This is a genomic window from Peribacillus saganii (genome assembly GCF_003429095.1).
GTDB lineage: Bacteria > Bacillota > Bacilli > Bacillales > DSM-1321 > Peribacillus > Peribacillus saganii.
Genome location: NZ_QVTE01000062.1, coordinates 1 through 24,581, shown reverse-complemented (window position 1 = coordinate 24,581; position 24,581 = coordinate 1). Strand labels below are relative to the sequence as shown.

Annotated in this window: 25 protein-coding genes and 1 pseudogene; 9 read left to right on the top strand and 17 right to left on the bottom strand. The window is 40.1% G+C overall.

Annotated elements, in window-relative coordinates; genetic code table 11:
- Positions 1-82: 82 nt before the first annotated feature.
- Entirely contained in the window at positions 83-709 is a 627-nt protein-coding gene (locus D0469_RS19295; protein WP_117328362.1) for an FMN-dependent NADH-azoreductase, read from the bottom strand.
- A 256-nt stretch (positions 710-965) separates the two neighbouring features.
- Positions 966-3,122: a type IA DNA topoisomerase gene (locus D0469_RS19290; RefSeq protein ID WP_117328361.1), complete on the bottom strand. Its 2,157-nt coding sequence runs from the start codon at positions 3,120-3,122 to the stop codon at positions 966-968.
- Between the two features lie 238 nt (positions 3,123-3,360).
- Between D0469_RS19290 and D0469_RS21930 the strand changes: the two genes are divergently transcribed.
- A complete protein-coding gene (locus D0469_RS21930) occupies positions 3,361-3,492 on the top strand; it encodes a hypothetical protein (protein WP_267897323.1) in 132 nt (43 codons plus the stop codon).
- 165 nt (positions 3,493-3,657) lie between these two features.
- Here the strand turns inward: D0469_RS21930 and D0469_RS19285 are convergent, their stop codons facing one another.
- The 4 genes from D0469_RS19285 to hmpA all read right to left on the bottom strand — a co-directional run bounded on the left by D0469_RS19285 (position 3,658) and on the right by hmpA (position 6,763).
- Entirely contained in the window at positions 3,658-4,080 is a 423-nt protein-coding gene (locus D0469_RS19285) for a hypothetical protein (protein ID WP_142919212.1), read from the bottom strand.
- A gap of 34 nt (positions 4,081-4,114) precedes the next feature.
- Positions 4,115-4,555 (bottom strand): vWA domain-containing protein, encoded by a 441-nt coding sequence (locus D0469_RS19280; RefSeq protein WP_117328359.1) that lies wholly within the window; start codon positions 4,553-4,555, stop codon positions 4,115-4,117.
- A 41-nt stretch (positions 4,556-4,596) separates the two neighbouring features.
- Positions 4,597-5,067, bottom strand: coding sequence for a hypothetical protein (locus D0469_RS19275; RefSeq protein ID WP_117328358.1), 471 nt, complete (start codon positions 5,065-5,067; stop codon positions 4,597-4,599).
- 475 nt (positions 5,068-5,542) lie between these two features.
- Positions 5,543-6,763, bottom strand: coding sequence for an NO-inducible flavohemoprotein (hmpA, locus tag D0469_RS19270; protein WP_117328357.1), 1,221 nt, complete (start codon positions 6,761-6,763; stop codon positions 5,543-5,545).
- A 168-nt stretch (positions 6,764-6,931) separates the two neighbouring features.
- Between hmpA and D0469_RS19265 the strand changes: the two genes are divergently transcribed.
- Positions 6,932-7,423 (top strand): Rrf2 family transcriptional regulator, encoded by a 492-nt coding sequence (locus D0469_RS19265; protein ID WP_117328356.1) that lies wholly within the window; start codon positions 6,932-6,934, stop codon positions 7,421-7,423.
- Positions 7,424-8,020: 597 nt separating this feature from the next.
- On the opposite strand, the gene D0469_RS19260 is transcribed toward D0469_RS19265, so the two are convergent.
- Entirely contained in the window at positions 8,021-8,203 is a 183-nt protein-coding gene (locus D0469_RS19260) for a zinc-finger domain-containing protein (protein WP_117328355.1), read from the bottom strand.
- An 88-nt stretch (positions 8,204-8,291) separates the two neighbouring features.
- Positions 8,292-8,954, bottom strand: coding sequence for a ribonuclease H family protein (locus D0469_RS19255; protein WP_117328364.1), 663 nt, complete (start codon positions 8,952-8,954; stop codon positions 8,292-8,294).
- A gap of 214 nt (positions 8,955-9,168) precedes the next feature.
- Between D0469_RS19255 and D0469_RS19250 the strand changes: the two genes are divergently transcribed.
- Positions 9,169-9,573, top strand: a complete 405-nt coding sequence (locus D0469_RS19250) for a reverse transcriptase-like protein (protein WP_117328354.1) — start codon at positions 9,169-9,171, stop codon at positions 9,571-9,573.
- A complete protein-coding gene (locus tag D0469_RS19245; RefSeq protein ID WP_117328353.1) occupies positions 9,566-10,507 on the top strand; it encodes a DMT family transporter in 942 nt (313 codons plus the stop codon). Before D0469_RS19250 ends, D0469_RS19245 begins: the two co-directional genes overlap by 8 nt.
- Before the next feature lie 61 nt (positions 10,508-10,568).
- Here the strand turns inward: D0469_RS19245 and D0469_RS19240 are convergent, their stop codons facing one another.
- Positions 10,569-10,835, bottom strand: coding sequence for a DUF6123 family protein (locus D0469_RS19240; protein ID WP_117328352.1), 267 nt, complete (start codon positions 10,833-10,835; stop codon positions 10,569-10,571).
- Between the two features lie 235 nt (positions 10,836-11,070).
- On the opposite strand from D0469_RS19240, the gene D0469_RS19235 reads away from it, so the two are divergent.
- On the top strand, positions 11,071-11,205 hold the full coding sequence (locus tag D0469_RS19235; protein WP_117328351.1) for a small, acid-soluble spore protein L: 135 nt from the start codon (positions 11,071-11,073) through the stop codon (positions 11,203-11,205).
- 59 nt (positions 11,206-11,264) lie between these two features.
- Here D0469_RS19235 and D0469_RS19230 read toward each other — a convergent pair whose 3' ends face one another.
- The 6 genes from D0469_RS19230 to D0469_RS19210 form a co-directional block, all read right to left on the bottom strand.
- Entirely contained in the window at positions 11,265-12,095 is an 831-nt protein-coding gene (locus tag D0469_RS19230) for a 5'-3' exonuclease (RefSeq protein WP_117328363.1), read from the bottom strand.
- A 280-nt stretch (positions 12,096-12,375) separates the two neighbouring features.
- Entirely contained in the window at positions 12,376-13,221 is an 846-nt protein-coding gene (locus tag D0469_RS19225; protein WP_117328350.1) for a sulfurtransferase, read from the bottom strand.
- 157 nt (positions 13,222-13,378) lie between these two features.
- On the bottom strand, positions 13,379-17,062 hold the full coding sequence (locus tag D0469_RS19220; protein ID WP_117328349.1) for a dynamin family protein: 3,684 nt from the start codon (positions 17,060-17,062) through the stop codon (positions 13,379-13,381).
- A gap of 740 nt (positions 17,063-17,802) precedes the next feature.
- On the bottom strand, positions 17,803-17,967 hold the full coding sequence (locus D0469_RS21245) for a hypothetical protein (RefSeq protein WP_158553594.1): 165 nt from the start codon (positions 17,965-17,967) through the stop codon (positions 17,803-17,805).
- 121 nt (positions 17,968-18,088) lie between these two features.
- Entirely contained in the window at positions 18,089-18,631 is a 543-nt protein-coding gene (locus tag D0469_RS19215) for an isoprenylcysteine carboxyl methyltransferase family protein (protein ID WP_117328348.1), read from the bottom strand.
- Positions 18,631-19,719: a type III polyketide synthase gene (locus D0469_RS19210; RefSeq protein ID WP_117328347.1), complete on the bottom strand. Its 1,089-nt coding sequence runs from the start codon at positions 19,717-19,719 to the stop codon at positions 18,631-18,633. The genes D0469_RS19215 and D0469_RS19210 overlap by 1 nt, the downstream gene beginning before the upstream one ends.
- Before the next feature lie 175 nt (positions 19,720-19,894).
- Between D0469_RS19210 and D0469_RS19205 the strand changes: the two are divergent.
- Positions 19,895-20,347: pseudogene (locus tag D0469_RS19205) on the top strand (chemotaxis protein CheX).
- A gap of 125 nt (positions 20,348-20,472) precedes the next feature.
- Here D0469_RS19205 and D0469_RS19200 read toward each other — a convergent pair.
- Together D0469_RS19200 and D0469_RS21240 are read right to left on the bottom strand one after the other, a co-directional pair.
- On the bottom strand, positions 20,473-21,246 hold the full coding sequence (locus D0469_RS19200) for an SDR family NAD(P)-dependent oxidoreductase (RefSeq protein WP_117328346.1): 774 nt from the start codon (positions 21,244-21,246) through the stop codon (positions 20,473-20,475).
- Between the two features lie 345 nt (positions 21,247-21,591).
- Complete coding sequence (locus D0469_RS21240) at positions 21,592-21,738, bottom strand: hypothetical protein (protein ID WP_158553592.1); 147 nt, start codon at positions 21,736-21,738, stop codon at positions 21,592-21,594.
- 275 nt (positions 21,739-22,013) lie between these two features.
- Between D0469_RS21240 and D0469_RS19195 the strand changes: the two genes are divergently transcribed.
- The 3 genes from D0469_RS19195 to D0469_RS19185 are packed head-to-tail and all read left to right on the top strand — an operon-like array spanning position 22,014 to position 24,319.
- Positions 22,014-22,163: a cytochrome c oxidase subunit 2A gene (locus tag D0469_RS19195; protein WP_117328345.1), complete on the top strand. Its 150-nt coding sequence runs from the start codon at positions 22,014-22,016 to the stop codon at positions 22,161-22,163.
- A 24-nt stretch (positions 22,164-22,187) separates the two neighbouring features.
- Entirely contained in the window at positions 22,188-22,667 is a 480-nt protein-coding gene (locus D0469_RS19190) for a cytochrome B5 (RefSeq protein WP_117328344.1), read from the top strand.
- Positions 22,667-24,319: a b(o/a)3-type cytochrome-c oxidase subunit 1 gene (locus tag D0469_RS19185; RefSeq protein ID WP_407675757.1), complete on the top strand. Its 1,653-nt coding sequence runs from the start codon at positions 22,667-22,669 to the stop codon at positions 24,317-24,319. Before D0469_RS19190 ends, D0469_RS19185 begins: the two co-directional genes overlap by 1 nt.
- The last annotated feature ends 262 nt before the right edge of the window (positions 24,320-24,581 follow it).

Sequence of the window (24,581 nt, the reverse complement as noted above, 5' to 3'; positions counted from 1 at the left end):
GCCTAGCTTTTTTTAAGACTGTCCTTTACAAAGGGTACACTTTAAAACTGACAGGGTCCTTTTGAGGAACGATTAAAATAAATTAAAATTTAGAACCTGCTTCGCGAGCTTTTTCAGCTGCAGCAGCAAAAATGTTGTCGGCGTTTGCAGGATCCGCAGCCATTCCTTCTGTTAGAACGACTGTAACATCAGTGATTCCAAAGAATGCAAGAACTGCTTTCAGATGGCTTTCTGTATGCTGAAGTTCCATTAACGGGCCTTCAGAATAGATGCCGCCTCGCGCCTCAACTATCGCAACTTTTTTGTCGCCAGCTAATCCAACTGAGCCGTTCTCTGTATACTTAAAAGTTTTTCCTGCCACAGCGATAGAGTCAATATAAGCCTTTAATAACGGAGGGTATCCGAAGTTCCAGAAAGGTACTGAGAAGACAACTTTGTCTGCAGCAACGAATTGGTCAACCAACTCACCCATTCTATTTATTTTAGCTGCTTCTGCTTCTGAAAGCTCAGTTCCTGCAGCAAGTTTTCCCCAGCCGCTCAATACATCTGCATCAATCAGCGGAATGTTGGATTGATAAAGATCCAGCAGTTCAACTTGTGAATCCGGATTTTCAGTTTGGTATGCATCCAGGAATGCATTTGCCAAACGTGCAGAATAAGAATACTCATCAGCCTTCGGATTAGCTTTTACATATAAAACTTTTGTCATTTTTTTTGCTCCTTCTGTTAATCTAGTTTGTTTAAAAAATATATTTTTAAATAATATATTCTTAATTCAAGACAATAATAGTATGTTATGCAACTAATGTCAATCTATTAACCCTGTAAAATTTCCATAAGTTTAGTTTAATCAAAGTCAAAAAAGTTTTATTTTTATTGGCGTTAACCAGTGACGTGCTCGATTTCATATATGAATAGTAAAAAAAATCGCCTTTAGAGACGATTTTTTGTATAACTTAATAGATTTATTTTGGGAATTCCATCTTCCAGCTATAATATTCATTTTCTAGATTTTTTTCATAGCGGAGGTTGGCGTCAAATTTATTTCCCTTTTTACTTGTTAAGCCTTTAACAGGTGCTACACCATTTTTTAAGAGCGTTTTAACCATTGTCTTCGTTGGTTTTTTCTTCATCGTTGCTAAAAATTTATCATTCTTCCATATAACAAATTTGCAGCCGCTTTTCCAATTACTGCAGCCAAAGCCTTTTTGGCCCTCTATAATTCCATGACCGCACTTTGGACATTTCCCTAATATCTCAATTGATTTCTTTTCAGCAGTCACTTCATTGATAATGATATCTTTTTCATTTTTTATTTTATTGACAGACTTCGCAGTAAAATCAAAGATTAGGTTCAAAAAGTTTTCTTTTGTAAACTTTTGTTTCTCTATATCTGACAAGGTTTTTTCCAATCGCCCCGTGAACTCCAAATCAAATAAATCCTTTACCGGAAAAGTCTCAACCAGTCTTTTTCCTAAGTCAGTACAGATTAAATTTTTGTTTTGGGTATCAATATAACCAACATCTTTAAGCTTCTTTATGGTTTCGGCTCTTGTAGCAGGTGTACCTATGCTGTAGCCGCTAAGAATGGCCTCCATCATTTCTTCACTTTCTTCATCCTCATGGCCTTTTCCGCACGTTTCCATCACTCTTAATAAAGTTTTTTCAGTATGATGCTTTTGCGGTTTTGTAACATGAGAAGTCAGCTTGTGGTCAACAATGCTAACAGCATCATTTACACTTACAAGCGGCAGTATAGTATCCTTGGATTCAATCTTTTCGACCTTTTTCCATCCCTCAACAAGCTGCACCCTGCCCTTAGAGATAAATATACCCTTTATATCACTATTGTTGATTTGCGACATGATCTTGGTTTCTTCATGTTCCGCAACAGGCATGAATTGCATAATATAGCGATTTTTTATAGCTGTATACACTATCTCTTCATCCTTTGTTAAGGATTTTGGGATCAGATAGGTTGGAATAATGGCACTATGGCTTTCCACTTTAGAATTATCAAATATCCGCTTCGATTTTGAAAAATTGATTTCATTCTCATATGGCAACCCTTTTTTCAGATTGTCCAATACTTTTGCTGCTTTGCCTACAAGGCTTTCTTCTAACACAACGCTTGCTGTCCGCGGATAGGTAATATATTTTTTCTCATAAAGTGATTGGGCTACTTTTAATACCTTATCTGAGGTCCAGCCTTTGTATTTGCTTGTTATAAACCCCTGCAAATTTGAAAGATTAAATAAATATGGAGGAAACTCTCTTTTCCGTTCTACCTGTTTGTCCTTTATTGCTGCGGTTTGATTCAATAGTGCTTTTTCAATAGCTTCCAGAGTTTCTTTGTTTTTAAATTTATCCTCTTCTTTTTCAAAGTAGGTGCCTTCATACTCTTTTCCATCTTCCGTCTTAAAGGTAGCAGACAGTTTAAAGTATTCTTCGGGTTTAAAATTCTCAATGGCTTTATCCCGGTCATAAATAATTTTCAATGTCGGCAAAAGAACTCTGCCTATATTCAGCGCCTTCCCCTTGCCTTTTTGATACTTTAATGTAGCCACTGAGGTTAAATTGATCCCAATCACCCAATCAGCCCACTGGCGGCCCATGCCTGCATCCTGAAGAGGTTTCATTTCCGTATTTGGCTTGATTTGCTGAAGCCCTCTTAATACTTCATCAGGTGTCCACTCATTTAACAAAAGCCGGTAAACCTGTTTTTGTGTGTTAAGATTATAAATAATGGTATCTCCAATAATCTGCCCTTCACGGTCAAAATCGCAGGCAGAGATGATCATATTCACATCATTGCGTTTCATTAAGCTATAGATAATTTTAAGCTGCTTCCTGGCACCGAAATCTTCTTTCCCTTTGCTGCGGGGATCACTTTTTACTTTGTAGCGAAAATCACCCGGAATAAAAGGAAAGTTTTCCATATTCCACTTTGCCATTTTCTCATCATAATCCTTTGCATCAAAAAGCTGCAGAAGGTGGCCGAATGCCCATGTAATAATGTAGCCGTTTCCTTCAAAATATCCATCGCTTCTGCCTTTTATCTTCAAAGCATCTGCAATGTTTTTCGCAACAGATGGCTTTTCTGCAATAATTAATCTATTCATTTTCCTCACCTGCTTTTTATAAATGAAACGGTGTTTTTTTATATGTTAGAACTATAATAGTCTTTTATTTTAACACAACTCTGTCTAACTCTTTTAACTTTTAATAATGTAGAAGCAATAAAAAAGTATGGTCTATCCTTATTTTTTGCCATTTTTATACTTTTTACTGGATGATTATTACATATTTCATTATAATTTTAAGTTAAAAAAATAATTTATTAGAAAGAAGATAATCAAATTGAAGAAGCTCATCCTACTCTTTGCATCAGTCATCATCTTAATCTCCATTGACCACCAGTCAAAAGGCGGATACAAGGATCCTCGAACTGCCCGTCTAAGCAATATTGAAACAAAAGAGTCCATTATATAACCAACAAGGAACTATATTCCCACCCATATTAAAGAAAAAGGTACACCACTTTAACTAGTGATGTACCTTTTTGCTATATAATGACAATAGTTAGTTATAAAATACCAAATTCGATTATTTCAAACTTTTTCTCAATGAAGAAAAGTCGCACACCGTACAGTAAATTCAATTTCCTGTATTTTGTTCGTATGTTTGATCTATTGTATTTTTGGTAGTTTTATATGTTTCATCAATTGTCTCTTTCTTGGTCCGGTAATCATCATCTGCCTGTTCCTTTATTTCCCGGTAAAAATCATCAAGAGCTTCATTTACTATATCGTATACATCCGGATCCATGTCATATTCATTATCAGCACGAATCAATACACTGGTGGCTGTATTGTCAAAAGAAATCAGCCTGCTTGTTGTCTTGTTATTCAATGAAATCAGATCGCTTGTATGTTCATTGGACCAGCTAATCCATTTGCTGATGGAATCATTGGACTTTTCAAATTCTTCTTCAAGGTCAGCCTGGCTTTCTGCTGAAATATATCTTCCTCCAGCACTATTTGCAATAGATTCCAAACTGGAACGATCTGATTGGTCCACTCCAAACCCGATAACATTTATTATCGGCTTAATATTAGACTTCGCCAGATTTGCAGCAACTTCCTGAGGTTTTCCATCGCACGTTTCTTTTTTCGTCCGAAACTAGATACATAATATTTGTATTCACTGCGCTGTCAAAGTTCTTAAGCTTTTCACCAGCCTGAATCAAAGAGGCAGCAATCGGCGTCCAGCCGCTTGGTTTAACAGCATTTAATGCTTTACTAAAGGCGCCTGTATTGTAAGTGCTCATTGGATAGATTTCTTCGACGCTTGAGCAGGAAAGCTTTTTATCTTTGTCGTCCCCCGATCCTTTATGACCATAAATTGTAAAAGAAACCTTCGTGTTCTCAGGCAGATTTGTTACAAAACCATTAATGGCTTCTTTAGCTATTTCCATCTTCGTTTTGCCACCCTGCTTGGCGTTCATGGAGCCTGAAGCATCCAAAATGATGGCTACATTTATGTTTTCTTTCACTTCCCTGCCATTAAGCTTTAGGTTGGAACCCGTATCAAGGGTTACCAGGGAGACTTTTTCTCTAGGCTGGAATGCACCAAGACCAGGAGTTCAGGATAAAGTGATTTGAAAAGAAGCTGTGTGACACGGTCCGCCCGTTTCTCTTCACTAATATCCTGGGAATCGATTTCCCCGATTTTGTCTGCAAGCTTTAATTGGTCCGAATCCTTCCACTCATTATCCTCTATTTTTTCCCACCATTCACCCGGTTCCATATTCTCTGCTTCCTCAAGTGTTTTCGGTAGGATGAAGTCCTTCTCCGCTTTGAAGGAAGCCGGCCATTCTTTAGCAGCAGCTTCATTTTCTGATGCAGTATCCTCTGTATCTTCCTGTTCATCTGATGCAGTATCATTGTTCTTGCTGGATTCCTCTGCTGGCGCTTTTTTTGCTTCAGCTTCGGCTTTTTCTTCCGCTTTGCCGCAGCCGGTTATGAATAATAGAAGAATTGTAAATACAGGTACTAATCTTTTCATCTTTTATTTCTCTCCTCATCAAAAGGTAAATCCATTTTACACTGACTGACGATTATGGCGGCAGTAAAAAGGAATGAAAAATACAAAAACAGGAAAATAAAACCATATCTCCTAGCTAGCTATATAACTTTATTCCTATAATTTGCATCCAGGAAAGCTTACAAGGTAAAATACGGTTCTTTTGACCTGTAAAATATAAATTTTTCAGACAAAAGCCAGAAGCGCTGCAGTTATGCAAAAAAAAGCATGCATTACTCCCATGCGGCTGTATGACAATAAAATGATTGGCAGGTACCGGAAAACAGGTCCCTCCTGTAATCAAAAAGTTCTATTAATTAGACTTTATTAAAACAGCAAAAACGCATGCACTTGGCCTTATGATCAAGTGCATGCGTTTTTGCTAAATCCTATATTGTTTTGTATACAATTCACTATCAAAATGCCTTTTCGCAACACAAAACTATCCTTTTGCTTCCTAGTTTTCTTCCAGATTCAAAGCAGGGCCGAAGAATTCATAATGAATGTGATCCTGCTCTACTCCAAAATCGCGTAAGCCTAGCACAACTGCACGCAGGAATGGCACTGGGCCGCATACATGAAATTGGCCCTGTTTGTCTTTAACATTTTCAGAGAACCATTGTTTGTCAATGTAACCTTGCTTGCTGAAATGGCTATTTTGCAAATCAGCTTCAGTTGGATCTTCATAAATATAAGATAATTTAAAGTTTTTCAGATCCCCCTTTAAATTAGCGAGTTCTTCCTTAAACGCCTGCACATTTCCGTTTCTGGCAGCGTGAATGAAATGAACCTCCCGTTCTGGCTGCTCATTTGCAATCCAGTGAATCATGCTCATAAACGGGGTAATTCCAACACCACCGCTGATCAGATATACAGGGTTATGGTCATTCTGATCTAAAATAAAATCACCCGCCGGGGCTGTTGCTTCAATTATATCTCCTGCCTGGACTTTATCATGAAGATAGTTTGATACTCTGCCTTCAGGAGTATCTGGTTCAGCTTCTCTTTTGACCGAAATGCGGTAATGCTCATTGCCTGGCATATGGGATAGGCTATATTGGCGGTTGACCATAAACTTTTCACCAGCCATTTTCAAGCGGATCGTAATGTACTGGCCAGGCAGGAATGAAGCGATCTCTCCTCCATCAGCAGGCTTTAAATAAAAGGAGGTTATTACATCGCTTTCTTTTACTTTATCAGCCACTATGAAATCGCGGTAGTCGATCCAGCCGCCCTTCTGTTCAGCAGCCTCCTGGTACATTTCTTTTTCAACATTGATGAAAACATCAGCAATCACTCCATATGCTTCTGCCCATGCATTGATTATCTCATCGGTTGCCGCATCTCCCAGAACCTCTTTTATCGCACCAAGAAGGCTTTCTCCGACAATCGGGTAATGTTCCGGCTTTATTGCCAAACTGCGGTGTTTGTGTGCAATTTGCTTCACTGCAGGTATTAAGACATGCAGCTGATCGATATTTTTCGCTGCAGCATATACTGTATTCGCTAATGCTGCCTGCTGCCGTCCCTGCTGCTGGTTGGCATGGTTGAAGATATGTAGTAATTCCGGATGCTTTTTAAACATGTTTTTATAAAATACGGTTGTAATTTCAGTTCCTTTTACTTCTAATACCGGGACAGTTGATTTAACTATTTTAATAGTTTGTTCTGATAGCATCATTATTTCCCCTTTAGCTAAAAGTAATATTTTAAATACATGTTTAATAGTAAATTAGGTATTTGTTAAAAGCAATATAAGAAATACATCTTTTATGTGAATTATTTATGAACGAAGCAAATGTATGTTAATATAGACCTTAAGAACTTACAGTATTGGGGAGAAAATATGCGCTTAACTAGCTATTCTGACTACTCATTGAGAGTATTGGTGTATCTCGCCTCTCAAACGGAGGATAAGCTGGCGAATATAAAAGAAATCGCTGAAGTATATCAAATTTCAAAAAATCACTTAATGAAAATAATATATAATCTCGGGAAAATGGGTTATATAGAAACGATCCGCGGCAGGAATGGAGGAATACGCCTTGCCCGGCCAGCATCTGAAATTAATATAGGGGAAATCGTCCGAAAAACGGAGGAAGATTTTTATCTGGTCGAATGCTTCGAAAAACATAACAATAATTGCCTGATCACCCCTGTCTGCTCATTAAAATATATATTTAATACAGCACTCGAGGCATTTCTGCAGGTGCTTGATAAATATTCTTTGGCCGATGTAACCGACAACAGTCTCATGCTGCGGGAATTCTTCTCGATAAAGAACCCGTCGGAAATGGTTTCGCCTCCTGACGGGGATAGCTCAAATAAAGCAGAATAATGATTAATCAAGTGTAAAATGTAAAAGGGCGCCTGAAATTATTCCGGCGCTCGTTTTTGTGTCTTTTTTTCTTAAGATTAAATAATCGATTCTCTTCTTAATGCTTCTATTTCTTCGTATGATTTACCTAGTATGTCTCCATATATTCTTATTTACTATATTGCAAAGGAATTATGGGAAAATGCATAACAATGGTGCAAGAAAATCTTAAACTATAAAAAATAATCTAATTGTAAACTGACCCACGGATTTGAGAATTAGATCCCTTGTCCTTTACCATAGGAATATTGCTATCTTACTTGTGAGAACCTATAGATTTGGCCCGTTCTATACCCTTTTATTCATTATTTATCTTTGAAACATTTTTTATACCAATCTGTTCAATGTTCTCCCTATGTGACCATCCCGGTTTGTTTCGCTTCTAAGCCTTTCCACTTTACTTCATAAAAATAGTAATGCACTCTTGACCCCATAAAAAACACCCCTCATGTAATATAGAATATCTATACAACATAAACGGTGTTTTTTCCTTGGTTCAACTTTGTAGGTTCAGATGAGGGCCGCTGGGTCTTTGAGAATTTTATTGTTCGACTTACATTATTGTTTCGATAATTTTCCCCCTATAAGTTTTAATTTTTCTCCTACCGTACATGAGGAAATGCAAAACTTATGAGCAAAACGCCTTCCGTGTTCCTTGCGAAAATGTGATTTTACAAAACACTCCTTACAATACTCAGATAATATATTTTCAACATCTTCATAAAGCAACTTTCTTTCCATATTGTCTCCTTTATCCAGTTCTTATGAAGGTAAAAAATCTGTTAATAGTATATGGCTTTTCGTTAAACTTCCCGGAATTCTTGCCGATTTAAGTTTGTGTTAAATTAATTGTGCTGGAGATGAATTCTCCCTTAAGGGCTTGTGTTGCCAGTTTATCGGCTTCCTGATTTTCTTTTCTTGGAATTGGTTCATATACCGGCCGTATTCCAAGCTGTTTCAATTTGGCCTCAATTCTGTCAAGCCAGGCATTTAATGTATCCTCAAAGCATGGCCAATCACCTGAAAGCTGGTTTAGAACAACCTGGGAATCTCCTTTAAAGGTTACAGCCTGATGGTGGACTCCCAGCACCTCCAATTGAATTACACCCTCGTAAAAGGCTGCATATTCCGCTTCATTGTTTGAGTCAAGTTCTTCTAACAGCCTGTTCATCCTGATACGACGTTTATCTTTTCCATGTGTATAATATATGACAATACCTGCACCAGCCATTCCATCTTCCTTAACATAGCCGCCATCAAAATAAACGATAATATCCTGCGGTTCCTCTTTCATCTCGGTCAGCAATTTTACTAATTCTTTTTTAGTCCAAGTCGTACCGATTTCATCTTTAAATTCGACGTTCTTTACCCTTCCGGTTTTTTCGAGGTCCTCCAATACGAGCAGAGCTGCGGCGGCCTTCATATACTCAGAAGTAAACACCGCTTCTGGTCTTTTTGCCATCGAATATGTCCATTGAATCATAACATTCACTTTGCATTCACCGCCTCTTCCCATGGGCATCCTTTGGATTATTTTTACAAACGGTACCAGATTTCTTCCAATTGAGCTACATTAAAGGTGTCTTTTCTAATTATATACCAATCTGCCCGTATCAAAACAAAGTGTTTTTTTCTATTAAAAGTGTGCAGAAAACAGGCTTGAATGTGGTAAACTTAATCAGATATTTTATCCTGGAGGTTTTTAGATGATTGAGGTCTATATAGATGGGGCCAGTGCAGGTAACCCCGGACCAAGCGGGGCCGGGATCTTTATTAAAAATAATGGCGAAGTAGATCGCTATTCCATTCCGCTTGGTATAATGGAAAACCACGAGGCCGAATACCATGCTTTGATAAAAGCCCTGGAAATATGCCTTGAACGCGAGTACAGCTCCGTTTCATTCCGTACTGATTCTGAATTAATCAACAGGGCATTCGAAAAAAACTTTGTCAAAAACAAACGGTATGCGCCTTTATTTGAAAAAGCAGTTAAGCTTTCAGAACAAATTGGCCTTTTCTTTATTAAGTGGATTCCCAGTATAGAAAATAGATCCGCAGATGAGCTCGCACGCAGGGCCATCCGCATGAATAAGGACGGTCATAATGAATAAAACTATGGCCGCTGATCTAACGTTATTGTTTGTTGTTTTTATCTGGGGTGTTACGTTTGTTATGGTCCAAAATGCCATTTCATTTCTGGAGCCCTTTAGTTTCAATTTTGTCCGCTTTTTTGCCGCCTTTTTGCTGCTTTGCCTTTGGTATCTGGCAGTTCTTCGAAGAGGCCAAAACGAGAGGGCGGGCAGAACACTTGCGTTTTCAAGAGATCTGATTTTCTCCGGTATGAAGCTCGGAGGCTGGCTGTTTCTGGGATATGCATTCCAGACCTTTGGCCTGCTTACGACCTCGCCTTCAAAGACAGGGTTTATTACCGGACTTAGCGTTGTACTCGTTCCGCTATTTTCTCTCCTTTTGCTGAAACAAAAGCCTTCAAGGAACGCGATGATTGGCGTGGCACTGGCTACATCGGGGCTATATTTCATGACAATGGTCGGAAGTTCCGCCATAAACTTTGGTGACTTTCTTGTCTTTTTATGTGCATTAAGCTTTGCGATGCATATTGTTACTACTGCAAAATACGCCGCAAAATTTTCGGCAATTTGTTTAACAATGGTCCAAATCTTTACGGTTGCCTTGCTCTCATTCGTTTTCACCCTATTCTTTGAAGACATTTCAGTCATTTTTGATATAACGGTTATGCTTCAGCCTGATGTGTGGGGCGCGTTGGTTGTCACAACCGTTCTCGCAACTGCATTTGCTTTCCTTGCGCAGACCTATTTTCAAACATACACAACACCGACAAGGGTTGCACTTATCTTTTCAATGGAGCCGGTTTTCGCGGCAGCCACTTCATTTATCTGGATCAATGAACGTTTGGGGCCAATGGCCATTGCTGGATGTCTCTTAATTTTTTTTGGTATGATTTTTTCTGAACTGCCGCAAACGAAGAGTGAGCGGGAAATGGAAAGTATATCGAAAATTAGTTAAAAAATAAGGACCTTCCATGTGAGGAAGTTCCTTATTTTTATACCCTAATGTTTAAAACCCCTTATATAAGCCCGCGTTCCCTTGAGAAAGCAACGGCATCTGAATGTGTGCTTATATTGCTTTTTTTCATGGATTCCAGCAAAGAGATATAGAAACTTCCATCAAATTTTTTCTGGGCTTTCAGCGTCACTTCAATTGCTGCGTTTACCAGTGTATCTTCTGCATTTGTGTATTGCTTCCCAAAAAAAATAAAACCTATCGCATCTTCACCAAATGAAAACCCTTTCGACTCAAGGTAACTAACGTATTCCCCAACCGATTTCCCCACAGATACATCCTCTCTTTTTATCGTACCTAATTCTTCCTTAATTTTACCTCAACTCAGCTGGTTTGCCTATTCATTTTCGACAAAAGCTGCAGTTTATTTGATGCTAAAGTCCCTGTGTGTCCTCCTTGACTGTTTGTTTATAAATGCTTATTCGCTTATCATAAAGATGTGAAATTTCTTTCAGATAGAAAAGATAATTTGAGGGTAAAGTAAGAACAGGGGGTGGCCATAGAAAATGAGCAAAAACAGAAACAGAGGCACCGAGGCGTTCAGCGGCGTTATTCCACAGGGGCATACAGGCAGATCAGCCGCATATAATCCAAAGAGTGAACTTGAAAATAAAGCAAAGCGCAGCAATACTAAACGCTAAATAAGAGTTTTATAAGATAAAGGAAAAAACCGCCAGGACAACTGTCCTGGCGGCAATCGTTAAATAATTCGCTGAATTGTTTTAAATTCATGGAAATCAAGCAGTGCTTTTACTTTATCCGAATTGTAGCCGTAGCTTGCATCCTCAAGTGAACAGCTAACTGGAACATCACATTTAATTTCAGCCAATGTTCTGGATAAGTGAAGCATTTCAACAGCTGCTTCAATCTTTGTACGCTGAGAATTGGATAATGCATGGACATTTCCCAATATTCCTTCAACCGATTCAAATTGCTGGAGCAATTTCAATGCTGTTTTTTCACCTATTCCTTTTACCCCAGGATAATTATCAGCTGAATCCCCCATCAATGCTTTCAAATCAATCATTTGCCTTGGAACAATGCCCTTCCATTCATAAAAGGAATCCGGGTTATGAACTTCATAATTCCCATAGCCTTTTTTTAGCAGCACCACCGAAACTTGGTCCTCAATTAACTGAAGCATATCCTGGTCCCCTGTAAGAATGTAAACATGTGAGTGTTCCATAGCTGCTTTTGCTATGGTGCCGATGCAATCATCAGCTTCGAAACCTGAAAGGCCAATATTAGGTATATCGAACGCTTCGACAGCTTCCTTCGCTAAATCAAACTGCGGCATCATTTCAATTGGAGCTTCTCCCCTGTTTGCTTTATATTCAGCATATATTTCATTCCTGAAAGTTTGGCTTCCCATATCCCAGCATACAGCGACGTGTGAGGGCTGAAAATGTTTTATCGCGGTAAGCATATGCTTCAAAAAGCCTTGAACAGCGTTAGTCGGGACTCCCCGAGAATTTATCATAAACTGGCCGGTAATCGCCGTGGCGTAAAAAGCCCTGAATAATAAGGCCATCCCATCAACCAGAAGAAACGAAGATTTAACCTCTTTTTCAATCACAATTAATCACCCCAAAAAAAATCATATCATTCTATTCTATCACGTTTTTGGGATATATGTAAGAACCCTTTGCTGTTCTTCGAAAGAACCCATATATATCTATAATAAGCGGCAAGGGGGTTACACTGACTTAAAACAGAGAAAAACGGATTTATCAAAAACTCTTGGCAAGAATTACATCACTGACCCACTTTTCCTTTATAAAACTGGCGGGATGTAATCAATTTCTTTTTGATTAATTCTTCTTTTCAGCTAATGTCCCGATCGGATTTTCAGGGTAAGAGATCCAGTCGCTGAAACTTCCTGCATAGACTTTTACTTTTTTAAATCCGGCTTCCTTTAAAGCGATATAATTAGGAGCTGCTGTTATCCCTGACCCGCAATAGACGATAATCTCTTTATTTGGATCAAGTTCGGTAAACCGCTGCTTTTGCTCTGTGCCGGCCAAAAAATGGCCATTTTGAAAGCCTTGAATCCAATCCTTATTGATTGCTCCTGGAATATGCCCCGCCTTCGCATCAATTGGCTCTTCGATGCCGAGATAGCGCTTCTCTTCACGCGAATCTATTAGTATAGTATCTGTTCTCTGCTCAACAGCCTGCTTCACTTCCTCATAGGAAGCGTAGATTGAGTTGTCGAGAGAAATCGAGAAATTGCCAGGCTCGAAAACAGCCTGCTCGGCATCTGTGGGATACCCCTTGTGTTTCCAAGCCGAAAAGCCGCCATCAAGAACATATGTATCAGTATGGCCAATATAATTCATCATCCATAAAAACCTCGATGCAAACGACCCCTCCCCATTATCATAGCCAACCACAATAGTATCATTACTAATGCCAGCAGCTTCCAGCTTACTTTTAAATTCAAGAATATCTGGAAGCGGATGTCGTCCGCCATGCTCCTGCTTCGGGGCTGACAGGTCTTTTTCTATATCAAAAAATGCTGCTCTCGGAATATGCTCCTTTTCATATTCTGACCGGCCGTATTCCCTGTGGCCGAGACGAAAACGGCAGTCTGCAACCCTAACATTCTTTTTCTCCAACCATTGCAACAGTGTTTCTGCTTCAATAAAATACTTCATCGGAACCACTCCCTTAGTTTAATTCGAAATAGTCCAGCCGGAATCTTCCTTTCTAATACTATTCTTTATCAAAGCCTATTCTTCCTTTTAAATCTAAAAAAAAGCCGGAATGCGATCATAAACGCCTCCAGCTTACATTGATAGTGTAAAACTCCAGTTATATTCTGTTTCGCTCTCTAATTATCTTTAGTGCCTCTTCGTATAATGGTATGTCTGCGGTCTCTTCCATTGCTGAGCGAAGTCCCAGGTACATATCCTTTATTTCACGTGTATGCTCTTCTTTTAACCCTTCGATTTCAGCAGCAAGTGTGTCTGCCGCTGCTTTATAGATCCGGTTAGACTCGGTTTCCACATACGCCTTTGCTAATGGTTTTAACGTTTCATGCAAACTGTCACTCATCTTTTGTTTTTCATTTTTTTCAAAGAAAGATTTCGGGTTTTTGAATATGGACAGCTCATGTTTGAAGCTGCTTTCATCCGTTCCTTCAAAAGCAGGACTGAACTCCAGCGGGTCCATTTTTCCGGGTTCATAATCGCTTAAGGAAGCGTCCTTACGGATACTTTTTATCCTATTAAGCAGCTCTGCTTCTTTTTCCTTAATCAATTTTTCCATATATACTTCAGCCCTCAGCCCTGTTGCCCGCATTTCTTGGGCGAAATCGAAACCAAGAAATCCAAGGAGCTCTCTGAGTGCAGATTGTACCGCAGCCTTCAAGTCACGTCCATCGTCTTTAAGTACCGCAGGATTGAACGATTCCTTAAAGAAATCTGAAAATCTTAGAAAAACCCGCTGAATACAATAGTACGCAAGCTCATTAACCTCTTTTTCAAGACGCTGTTTGTCTGTTTCAGCAGATAGGATTTTAATAATCTCCAAAATGCTGGCAAGTTCACTTTCCAGCTGCATCCGTACCCTTTGTTTTGTCAGTTCATCCTGTTTGGAGGCGTCGACAACTTGCATCAGCAGTTCTTCCGTTCTTAGAAGGGTGCCAATGGCAGACTGGATTGCCAGCTCTGTTAAATCATTTTCAATAAAAGACAAAAAGTCGTTTTCAAACTTTTTCAGTCCGCTATCAGGTAAAAAGTGGTGAATAAATGGTTCGCCTTTTTTTTCTGTTATGGCTCCTTTTGAGGTAACCGGGAAAAGCTTAGGAAAACGGACTCCAAAGCTGGTTAACTGATCTCTGACGTAAAGCGTTACGTCGTTAAGCTCTTCGGCAGAACCTGCAAGGTCAACCGCATTGATTAGAAAGAACATTTTATCCATGGCAAACGAATCTTTTACCCTGCCAAGCTGAATTAAAAATTCCCTATCCGCACGGGAAAAAGGATGATTATAGTAGGTTACAAACAAAATAGCATCCGAATTTTTTATATATTCAAACGCGGCTCCAGTATGTCTCGCATTGATAGAATCCGCTCCAGGAGTATCGACGAGGACCATGCCCTGCCGAGTTAACTCACAGTCGTAATATAGCTCAATTTCATCGACAAAACAAGAATAGGTTTCATTTGACGCATACATCTTAAACTCTTCCAGCCCCACCAATAACTCGGCGCCCAGATTTGGGCGGTGCAATAGCAGTCCGGCTGAAAATGCCTTCAGGAATGCTAACTGAGTCTTGCCTTTATCATTCAAGGATTCCCCTTTTGTCAGCAGACGGGAGGTTTCAAACGCCTGATCGAGATCATCTGCCTGATACTGGAAAGCAGATAAAGCAAGCCTGACATCCGCAAGGATCATTTGTTCCGATTTAAGCCGGACACATGCTGTACCATGGATCATTTCCCCTTTTGGCGCCTTTATTTTATTGATTGCAGCGGTTGTAGGATTAGGGGAAACAGGCAGCACCGTTTCTCCCATTAGTGCATTGGCAAAGGAGGACTTTCCGGCACTGAAAGCCCCAAACAGAGCTACAGTAAATGTTTTCCCTTTTAACCGTTCAGCTTTGTCTTTGAGCTCCTTGTATAGTGACTGGAAGCCTTTTAAGGGAGATACAAGATCCGCAGCTGCAATCAAATTTTCCGCCGTCATTGCCAGTCTTTCTTTTCCTGATATAGCTGAAATATCTCTATCCGGCTGTTTATCTGTTATGTTAAGCGGAGATTCTTCCTTTGTTTCTACAATGGCTGGTGAAGGAATCTTTATCATTTCACCGCTTTCTGTTATTGACTCATTCCTGTCATCCTCTTCCCATTGCTTTAAAAGGGCTGCAGCATCATCAGCGCTATCTGGTGGATGTATCCCATTTAAGACTGACAGCAGCTGTTCTTTCTCGATATTTGCCAAACGCTCAACTTTTTCAGCATTATGAATGGCAGTTTCATATTTCTGAAGGCCATCCAATTCTTTCTCTATTTCAATAAGTCTGCTTTCCGATTGAGTTTGTGCAGACGTGAAAACCTTCTTGGCAAAGGTGGCAGCCGCATTCCTTGCCTGTTTTTTTATGGTATCCGCCAGGTCAGTCGTGTAATTTAAGACATACTCCCCTGTAATTCCGGCCTGGGTTTTCAAAGGCTTGCGGATTAATTGTTCTGTAATTTCAAGCTCAATTGCCTGGCTCGCTGCTTCAAGCTCAGAGCTTATAATACTTGAGGATCTTAATGTCCGGGCTGCAAGCTCCTTAATATGCCAGAGCAGCTGCGATGTTACCCGCTCGACCAGATCATTTTTCAGTTTCAACAGTCTTCGTTCCCGTTCCTCCTCTGTTTTTTTACGGGAAAAGAGGAAACCCACTTTAAAATCTGCCTGGTTTGCTTCTAGGAATTGTTTAGCTAATTCCCGTGTTTCGGCTGGCATAATATAGGCATTCTTTAAGACCTTTTCTAATTCTTGCGTAAAGCCGGCCTCCAGATGCTCGATCTTGGCACTCAATTCATTTTTTTCAGACTTTAGTGCAGCCAGCTTCCCGCTTATTTGCTCTAAATCCCCATCATCTAATTGCTCAAGCAGTTCAAAGCTCTGGCGTTCCGCCTCTTCATCTTGATCTTTTTGCCAGGCAGCATGATCAAATATAAGCCTCTTTGCAGCAAGGCTGATTGAATTTTCATTATCCTTTTGGCTTATCCTTGCTATTAATTCTTTAACGCTGGCTATTTCATTGTTTTTATTTTCCAAATCTCGTAAAGATGTATAGAAAATGCCCTGCGGTTTAACACCCCAGTTATCAAATGCCTTCTGAACGGATTGTTTAAAGGTTTCGAAGCTTAATTCCGAATCGTCATGCTTATCAATTTGATTCACAATCAGATATAGGGGTTTTTTTGCTTCCACCATGTCCCTGGCGAATAAAAAGTTCACTTCGGATTGGACATGATTATAATCCATCACATAAAAGATTATGTCTGCTAAATGGAGCGTCGATTCAGTGGATACCCGATGTGCATCATCTGTTGAATCGATACCTGGTGTATCCATTACCGCTACATGTTCCGGCAGCGGAAAGCTGCTTGAACTGACGGTAATCGAAGCCACCTGGTCACCATTCTTGCAGTACTCCTTTACAGCAGCAAAATCGTAGGGAGCAGCAAAAAGGACCGGAGGCTGATTGTTAAAATAAACCTTTGCATAGTCCTTTCCTTTTTGAAGCTTTACCGTATTGGCACTTGTTGGTATAGGGCTTGACGGCAAAATCTGATCGCCCATCAAAAAATTAATCATACTTGATTTACCGGCTGAGAAATGGCCGCAAAAAGCAAAGATATATTCTTCATTATGAAGTTTTTTCATTAATTGTTTCATTTTATCAGCATTGCGGGTATCCCCGCTTATGGTGAATTTCCTGTACAGCTCTCCAAGCCTGCTAAGCTGACCATGCTGAACAGCAGAAGTTTGCATCATGAATCCATTACCCCTTGTTTTGAACTTAATACATTCTATTGTAAACGATTTCGTAAGCTATTTATAGATAAACAGCAATTTTAGGCGGTTAAAGTTACATGAAAATAGCCGCAATTCCGTAAAAATAACTTTTTTCCTTAAAGGTGAGCCTAATTTGCATGAAAATCAGAAATAATTCTGTGAAACATTCCCTCTATACAATGAGCTATTTACTGAAGCCAGATCAAGAACTGCCCAATCCTTACCTGCTAAGTTTAATTAAACCATACTATGATAATGCTCATTGTTGATTCTAACACTTCGTTGATGTCTAGCTGCCGCTCCCAGGTCGACGCAAAGGACGTGCTAGTGCCGACGTTGCCACAGGACTTCGAAAAGGAAAAAAGCGCCTTCTGTCAGCGCTTGGATTATGCTGTATTGTGACCAAAAGCCGTCACAACTCTGTCGGACTTGCACAGGATGTGCTGGCGTCGACGTTTGGCACAGGTAGTACCAGAACTTAGTCGACGTTCCTTTTTTCAGGATGTGAGTCAGAACGGCGTTTGCCACAGGACGTGGCGAACTTAGCCGTTCTTCCTCTGTCCGGGGGCTTTGCTTTTCTATATTCGAGCGGAAGGTGCGAGACTCCTGAGGGAAAAGCGGGTCAAGGAAGACCCCCGCCGAGGAGGCTTCCGAACCTCCACTAGAGCAGAAATCAACAGACTAGTTTATCAGAGCCTAAAACAAAAACCAGGCATTGGCTACCTGGTTTGGGAGGCTGGTATGAAATTATTTCGTTTGTTATGGGATGTAGTATTAGCAAAGGCTTGGGCAGTACGTTTGGCAGGCTTTTGTATATTATTCAACACATAAACCATCACAAAGCTATATGTAACGACAGTAAGGGCAATAAATAACCAAATCATGAAAGCACATCCTTTTTTCGTTAATGATAAAACTTTTCCATTCATTGAGAATAAATATCATCTTCAATTAGAATTGTATCATTAACGATAATCATTTTCAATGGTTATTTTTCAGAACATTTTATGAATTGTGTTCTTCAGAATTAAATACGGTGCTATAATCTGTCAATGATTTAAGTGCCCTTTCTTCTGCAGGTATCCTTACACCCATCATCGCAAGATTCAGGCATGTAAATAATGCCGCTGTAATATAAGCATTGAATAATAGTGCCATCACGAGAATTTCTGTTGCTACAATAATATAATTTGGATGTTTAATAAATTTGTAAGGGCCTTTTTTTACAACATTCGCCCCTGGCATAACAATAATTTTGGTATTCCAATACCTGCCCAGGGAAGAAAGCGACCACACTCTTCCTGCCTGTGCAGCAATAAAAATAGCCAGCCAAAGCCACCATATTGGAGAGATACCTGTCCTAAAGAACGATACTTCTATGATCAGTGATAAAAAGTAACCGAGGTGCATCGCCACCATCCATCGGTAATGGTTATTTCCAAATTCAATGGCTCCTTGCTGTTTCATCCAATGTTCATTTCGCTTCGCAATGAATAGCTCTGCAAGGCGCTGCAAGCAGACAATGGCAATAAATCCACCGAACAGCATTATTCCCACCTCATTAGCAGCATTTCTGATGAAAAACCGGGTCCAAGTGCGGCAGCCAGCCCGTATTCTCCTCTAATAATACGCTTTTTCATAAAGCGTTCCAGTACATACAATATGGTTGCAGATGACATATTTCCGTACTCCCGGAGAATTTCCATTGATGTTTCAGTATGACCGTCCGAGAAGCCAAGGGAATCCCGATAGGCTTCAATCACTTTCTTTCCGCCGGGATGGGCAACAAAATGCTGGATGTCATTAAGGCTTAAACTGTTTTCAGCCAGAAATTCTTCAGCTATTGGCTTAAGCCATTCTTTGACGATTGATGGAATGTCTTTGGAAAAAACAACAAACAGCCCTTCATTTTTCAACTCCCAGCCCATTACATCAAGGGAATTTGGCATTAAGGCGGATTGTGTCTGGAGGATCCTTGGAACTGCTGGAAGCTTTACATCCGAAAGCTTCTCATTTTCATCCCCGCATATTAAAACACAGGCGATTCCGTCCGAAAATAAAGAAGTACCAATCAAATTACTTTTAGACATGTCGTCCTTTTGGAAGGTCAGGCTGCAAAGTTCTACTGCCAGGACAATCACAGCGGCTTTTGGGTACGCTTTACAATACTCAAACGCTCTCGAAAGACCCGCAGCTCCCCCTGCGCAGCCTAGTCCCCAAATCGGAATCCGTTTCAAGTTTTTGGAAAAAGGGATATGGTTCATGATCCGAGCGTCAACGGAAGGGGTTGCAATACCGGTGCTGGAAATAAAGAAAAATGCATCTATTTCTCTTGGATTTACCGTTTCACTTAAAAATTCCCGGTTATTAAGGCATTCATAAATCGCTTCATACCCGTATTTCACGGAATGTTCTATATAAATGTTGTTTTTCTCTTCAAAAGTATGCTTTTCTTTAAACCATTCGAGTGGACTTGAAAAGTTTCGGGTTTGCACCTGCCCGTTTTCAAAGGCGCGAAGAAGCCTGTCGATGTCTCTATAGGAAGAACTAAACATGGTTTTCGCAATTTCCCTTGCGGAATCCTGGTTTACTTTATGCGGCAGTTCAATATGGGAGGCAGATAGAATGTATGGCATAGGATCATCCCTTCAATTTATACAGGGTAATTATAACCTCTTTCGTGGAAAAATAAACTTTTACCCGCCAGTACAAATGACCTGTGTCAAAGTTACTGGTTTATACTAATTTTCGGTGCTATAATTTCAAATTTTTTGCTATGATAGGGAATATACAAAAATTCGGGGGTTTAATATGACTAGCGTTGTAATCACCAATGTTTTAAACGGGACAATTGATTCTGTTAAATCTGTAATCCCGCTCTCAATAGAAGTTGGAAAACCTGCGCTCATTGTACAGCCGGTTGAGCACGAATCAATAGGGGTGCTTATTGGAATGACGGGAGATATCCGTGGAAGGCTGATAATTGAAGGGGCAGAAGAAACGATAGGCAAAATCTGAGAATCGATGTTCGGCATGCCGATTCAAGGAGGAATGCTTGAGTCCTTTGCCGGAGAGCTTGGAAATATGATTGCCGGCAATCTGGCTACCAACATCGCCGGACAAGGCACAGAAATGGACATTACTCCCCCAACAGTACTTGTAGGGAAAGCGAAATTGTACGGCTTTGAAAAAGCACTCAGCTTACCCATTGGTTTTCCCGAAATCGGTGAACTGCGGATAATCTTGATGATGGAAGTGAATTAATAGAACAATTCTCACATGGAATTGTTCTGTTTTTCAAGAAAACATCTGTTCAGAACAGATGGATTGGCAACGAACGGGGTAGCCCCCTTTTTCTGCCTTTTCTGTATTGAACAGCTTTTTAATCATTAAAATCCTTTTATCGTCATGCCGCCATCTACAAATAAAGTTTGTCCAGTTATGTATGAGGACGCATCACTTGCCAAGAATACAGCAGGCCCTACTATTTCATAAAGCTCCCCAATCCGGTTAAGAGGGGTGACTGCGAGAATATCATTTACATATTGTTCGTCGCTCAGCAGTTTTTCAGTTAGAGGCGTTTTGAAATACCATGGTCCAAGGCTATTAACTCTAATTCCGAAAGTTCCCCATTCCAGCGCTAGCACCTTAGTCATTTGAATCATGGCAGCCTTAGTAGCCGCATAAACCACTCCTGTTCTTAAAGCTGTGTGGCCGCCTACTGATGAAATGGAAAGAATGCTGGCACCATTTTTGTTATCCGCCATTGTTCTGCCAATCTCCTGGGACATCATGAATGCCGATTTCAAATTGGTATCCATGATCTTTTGCCACTCTTCATCTGTCACTTCGAGGGCCTTTGATCTTATATTCATACCCGCGTTATTAACCAAAATATTAATCTCTTTAAACTCGTCGATAACGACAGAAACAGCTTTCTGAACCTGATCCCGTTCAGTGACATCCATAGCCAACATGCAGGCTTTCCTGCCAGCAGCTTCAATCAACCTTGCAGTTTCCCGCAAATCACTTTCCGTTCTCGACATTATCGCAACATCTGCACCAGCTTCAGCCAGGCCGACTGCAATTGCTCTTCCAATTCCCCGGCCTGCCCCCGTTACGATAGCGGTTTTTCCATCTAGCCGAAAGGTAGGTAAATACATCTAAAACCACTCCTATCTTTAATCTTCTACTATTAAATCACTTTTGATTAAGATAGACAATTTAAAAGGGAGAAAACATCCCACTACTTCTTCTTTTTCGGGTTGTTCTGAACTTCAATAATGATAGGCTTAAGTGTGCCCGGTTTACAACGGCTGCATTGCGTTTCTACTGTATAAATTGCCCTGCAATGAATGCAATATTTTTTTTCCAAAATCCCACATTCCCTCATATTGTTTGATATTAACCTATTCTATTCACATGTACAGGTTTTGTTTCCTATTTCCAGAGAATTATTGCAGAGACTGCTCCTTTTTGCAGGAAGAATATTAAAGATAAATTCAGAATTATTGCTGAAAGACTTCCAGCAACCCTTTTGCAAGGTCAATTACTGTAACATCTTTCTTGACAATGTCGCCAAGTGCAAAATAAACGCTTGTTGATTCAACCATAAACGATTTCTTTCGAGATTCTATCTCAAACTTAGTTTGCATCCTGAAAGTTCAGCGCCTGCTTTATCTTCTCAGCTTATATCTTTTTTCTTTCAGGTATAGGAGCTGCCCTTTTAAAACTTCACATATCCTTCACATCTTACAGGGTCTTACTGTGACAAAAATCACTGTTACATCAACTTATCCCTATTATGATGTTATTAAGTTAGCTTTGAACACTTTGTGAAATAAAAAAAACCGTCTGGATTTAAACAAATTGTTTTGTATCATGTAAATGTATTTATCAATTTTCTATTTTCTAGAAAGGAGTGATAAAAATGGCACAGCCACAATTAAAAAATAAAACAAAAACGAATATCGATGACCACTCATCCCTTAAAGGAACTTTAGCTTCAGTTTTCACACTTGGATTTATTCTGATTATAACTTGGGTAAGTGTATATTTTTTATTTCTAGAGCGTCTATAAAGATAAATTTAGGGGGAAAAAGCCATGCATATGCATAAGTTTGAAAAATTATGGCTCATTTTCGGAATTGGATCATTGCTTGTTTTTCTAACAGTCCTTGGTGTTAGCGCTTTCTATATGGGCAACCAGCCGCCAAGCTGTTTAACGACTATCGATCCGGAAAAAATTGATAAAACAAAACCATTCGACAAGCCAGGTCTTCATAAGATAGAGGGCCAGGATTGGGATTATGAACTTGTATTTGTTGCACAGGCGTTTGCGTATAACCCTGGAAAAGTTGAAATTCCAAAGGGTTCCAAAGTGAAGATTATCGCTACCACAAAGGATGTTATCCATGGTTTAGAGGTTGCTGGAACTAATATTAACATGATGCTTGAGCCAGGCTTCGTAAGCGAAAAGGTCGCTACTTTCAATAAAAATGGGGAATTCCTAATTTTATGCAACGAATATTGCGGAGCTGGTCACCATATGATGAACTCCCGAATTGAGGTGGTTGAAAAATGATGATCTCTTCACAAAAAGTAAAAGTTGATCCACGTGATGCCAAGCTTTCAATGGCACACTTTTATGTAGCATTCACTGCCCTTGCACTTGGAGGCCTCGCCGGTTTACTTCAGGTTCTTGTCCGTTCAGGTAAAGTAGAACTGCCATACGGAATCGGCTACTATCAAGTATTGACTGTTCACGGCGTATTATTAGGACTTGTTTTGACTACTTTCTTTATTCTAGGATTTCAATTCGCGGTCATTAGCCGCACTGCCGGAACGTTATCAAATAGGGCCCGGAAAACTGGATGGATTGGTTTCTGGATAATGACAATCGGTACTGCCATGGCCGCTGCGATGATATTGCTAAACGAAGCTTCCGTGCTGTTCACATTCTATGCACCTCTAATGGCCCATCCAATTTTTTACACAGGCTTAACACTAGTGGTTGTAGGAAGTTGGATTGCCGGAGGTGCCATGCTTACATCTTATATTAGATGGCGGCAGCATAATCCTGGCAAACCTAGCCCGCTATTAAGCTTTATGGTTGTGGTAAATACTCTTATGTGGATTGTCGCCACAATTGGGGTAGCGGCAACTGTGCTTCTGCAAATGCTTCCTTGGTCATTAGGTTTGGTAGATACTATCGATGTTTTAATCAGCCGTACTCTTTTCTGGTATTTCGGCCACCCGCTTGTATATTTCTGGCTGCTGCCTGCATATATGTGCTGGTATGCTATTATTCCAAAAATTATTGGCGGCAAAATTTTCTCTGATTCCCTTGCTCGTATGTCTTTCATTCTATTCTTGCTTTTCTCAATCCCTGTCGGTTTCCACCATCAGCTGATGGAGCCAGGTATTGATCCAGCTTGGAAATTCCTGCAAGTAATTCTTACGTTTCTTGTAGTAATTCCTTCATTGATGACTGCTTTCTCAATGTTTGGCACATTTGAAATGTACGGCCGTTCGCAAGGAGCAACAGGGTTGTTTGGATGGCTTAAAAAACTGCCTTGGGGTGATGCCAGATTCGTAGTGCCTTTCATCGGAATGGTAGCTTTTATACCTGCCGGAGCCGGAGGTATGGTTAACGCTTCTCACCAATTGAATCAGGTTGTCCACAATACAATTTGGGTAACAGGCCACTTCCATTTAACATTGGCAACAGCTGTAATTCTTACGTTCTTTGGCATTTCTTATTGGCTGGTACCTCACTTAACTGGAAGAATATTAACTAAAAAAATGAACCGATTGGCAATCATCCAAGCTCTTACATGGGCAGTCGGTATGACATTCATGTCAGGTGCAATGCACGCTGCTGGCCTTTTAGGAGCTCCACGCCGCTCATCTTTCTCAACTTACGGTGAATCAGCACAGGCTATTGAGTGGATTCCTTACCAAATTGCCCAGGCAGTTGGCGGAACAATCCTGTTCATTGGCATCATCTTAGTCCTGTATATTTTCATAAACCTTGCTTTCTATGCACCTAAAGGTGAGCAGGAATTCCCTGTTGGCGAAGTTACTGATAACGCAGAAAGAACTCCAATGGTATTCGAAAACTGGAAGCTATGGATAGGTATCACAGTAGTTCTGATTCTTTTCGCTTACACAATTCCATTCATTGATATGATCCAAAACGCACCGCCTGGATCAAAAGGATATAAGCTTTGGTAAATTATTAGGAAAAGCAGGTCCATTTTGGATCTGCTCAGACTGTAGACAAACTCGATGAAATCGAGTTTGCCTGCAGTTATTTTTTTATTTGGCCTGTTAATGGGGTCTGTTGATTTCCGTTCCAGGCGCTTCGCTTTCCGCGGGGCGGGCGGTGAGCCTCCTCGTCGCATAATTCTCCTGCGGGGTCTCACCTGTCCCGCTGCTCCCGCAGGAGTCTTCGCGCCTTCCACTCCAATCAACAGGCTTTTAAACGTTTACTATG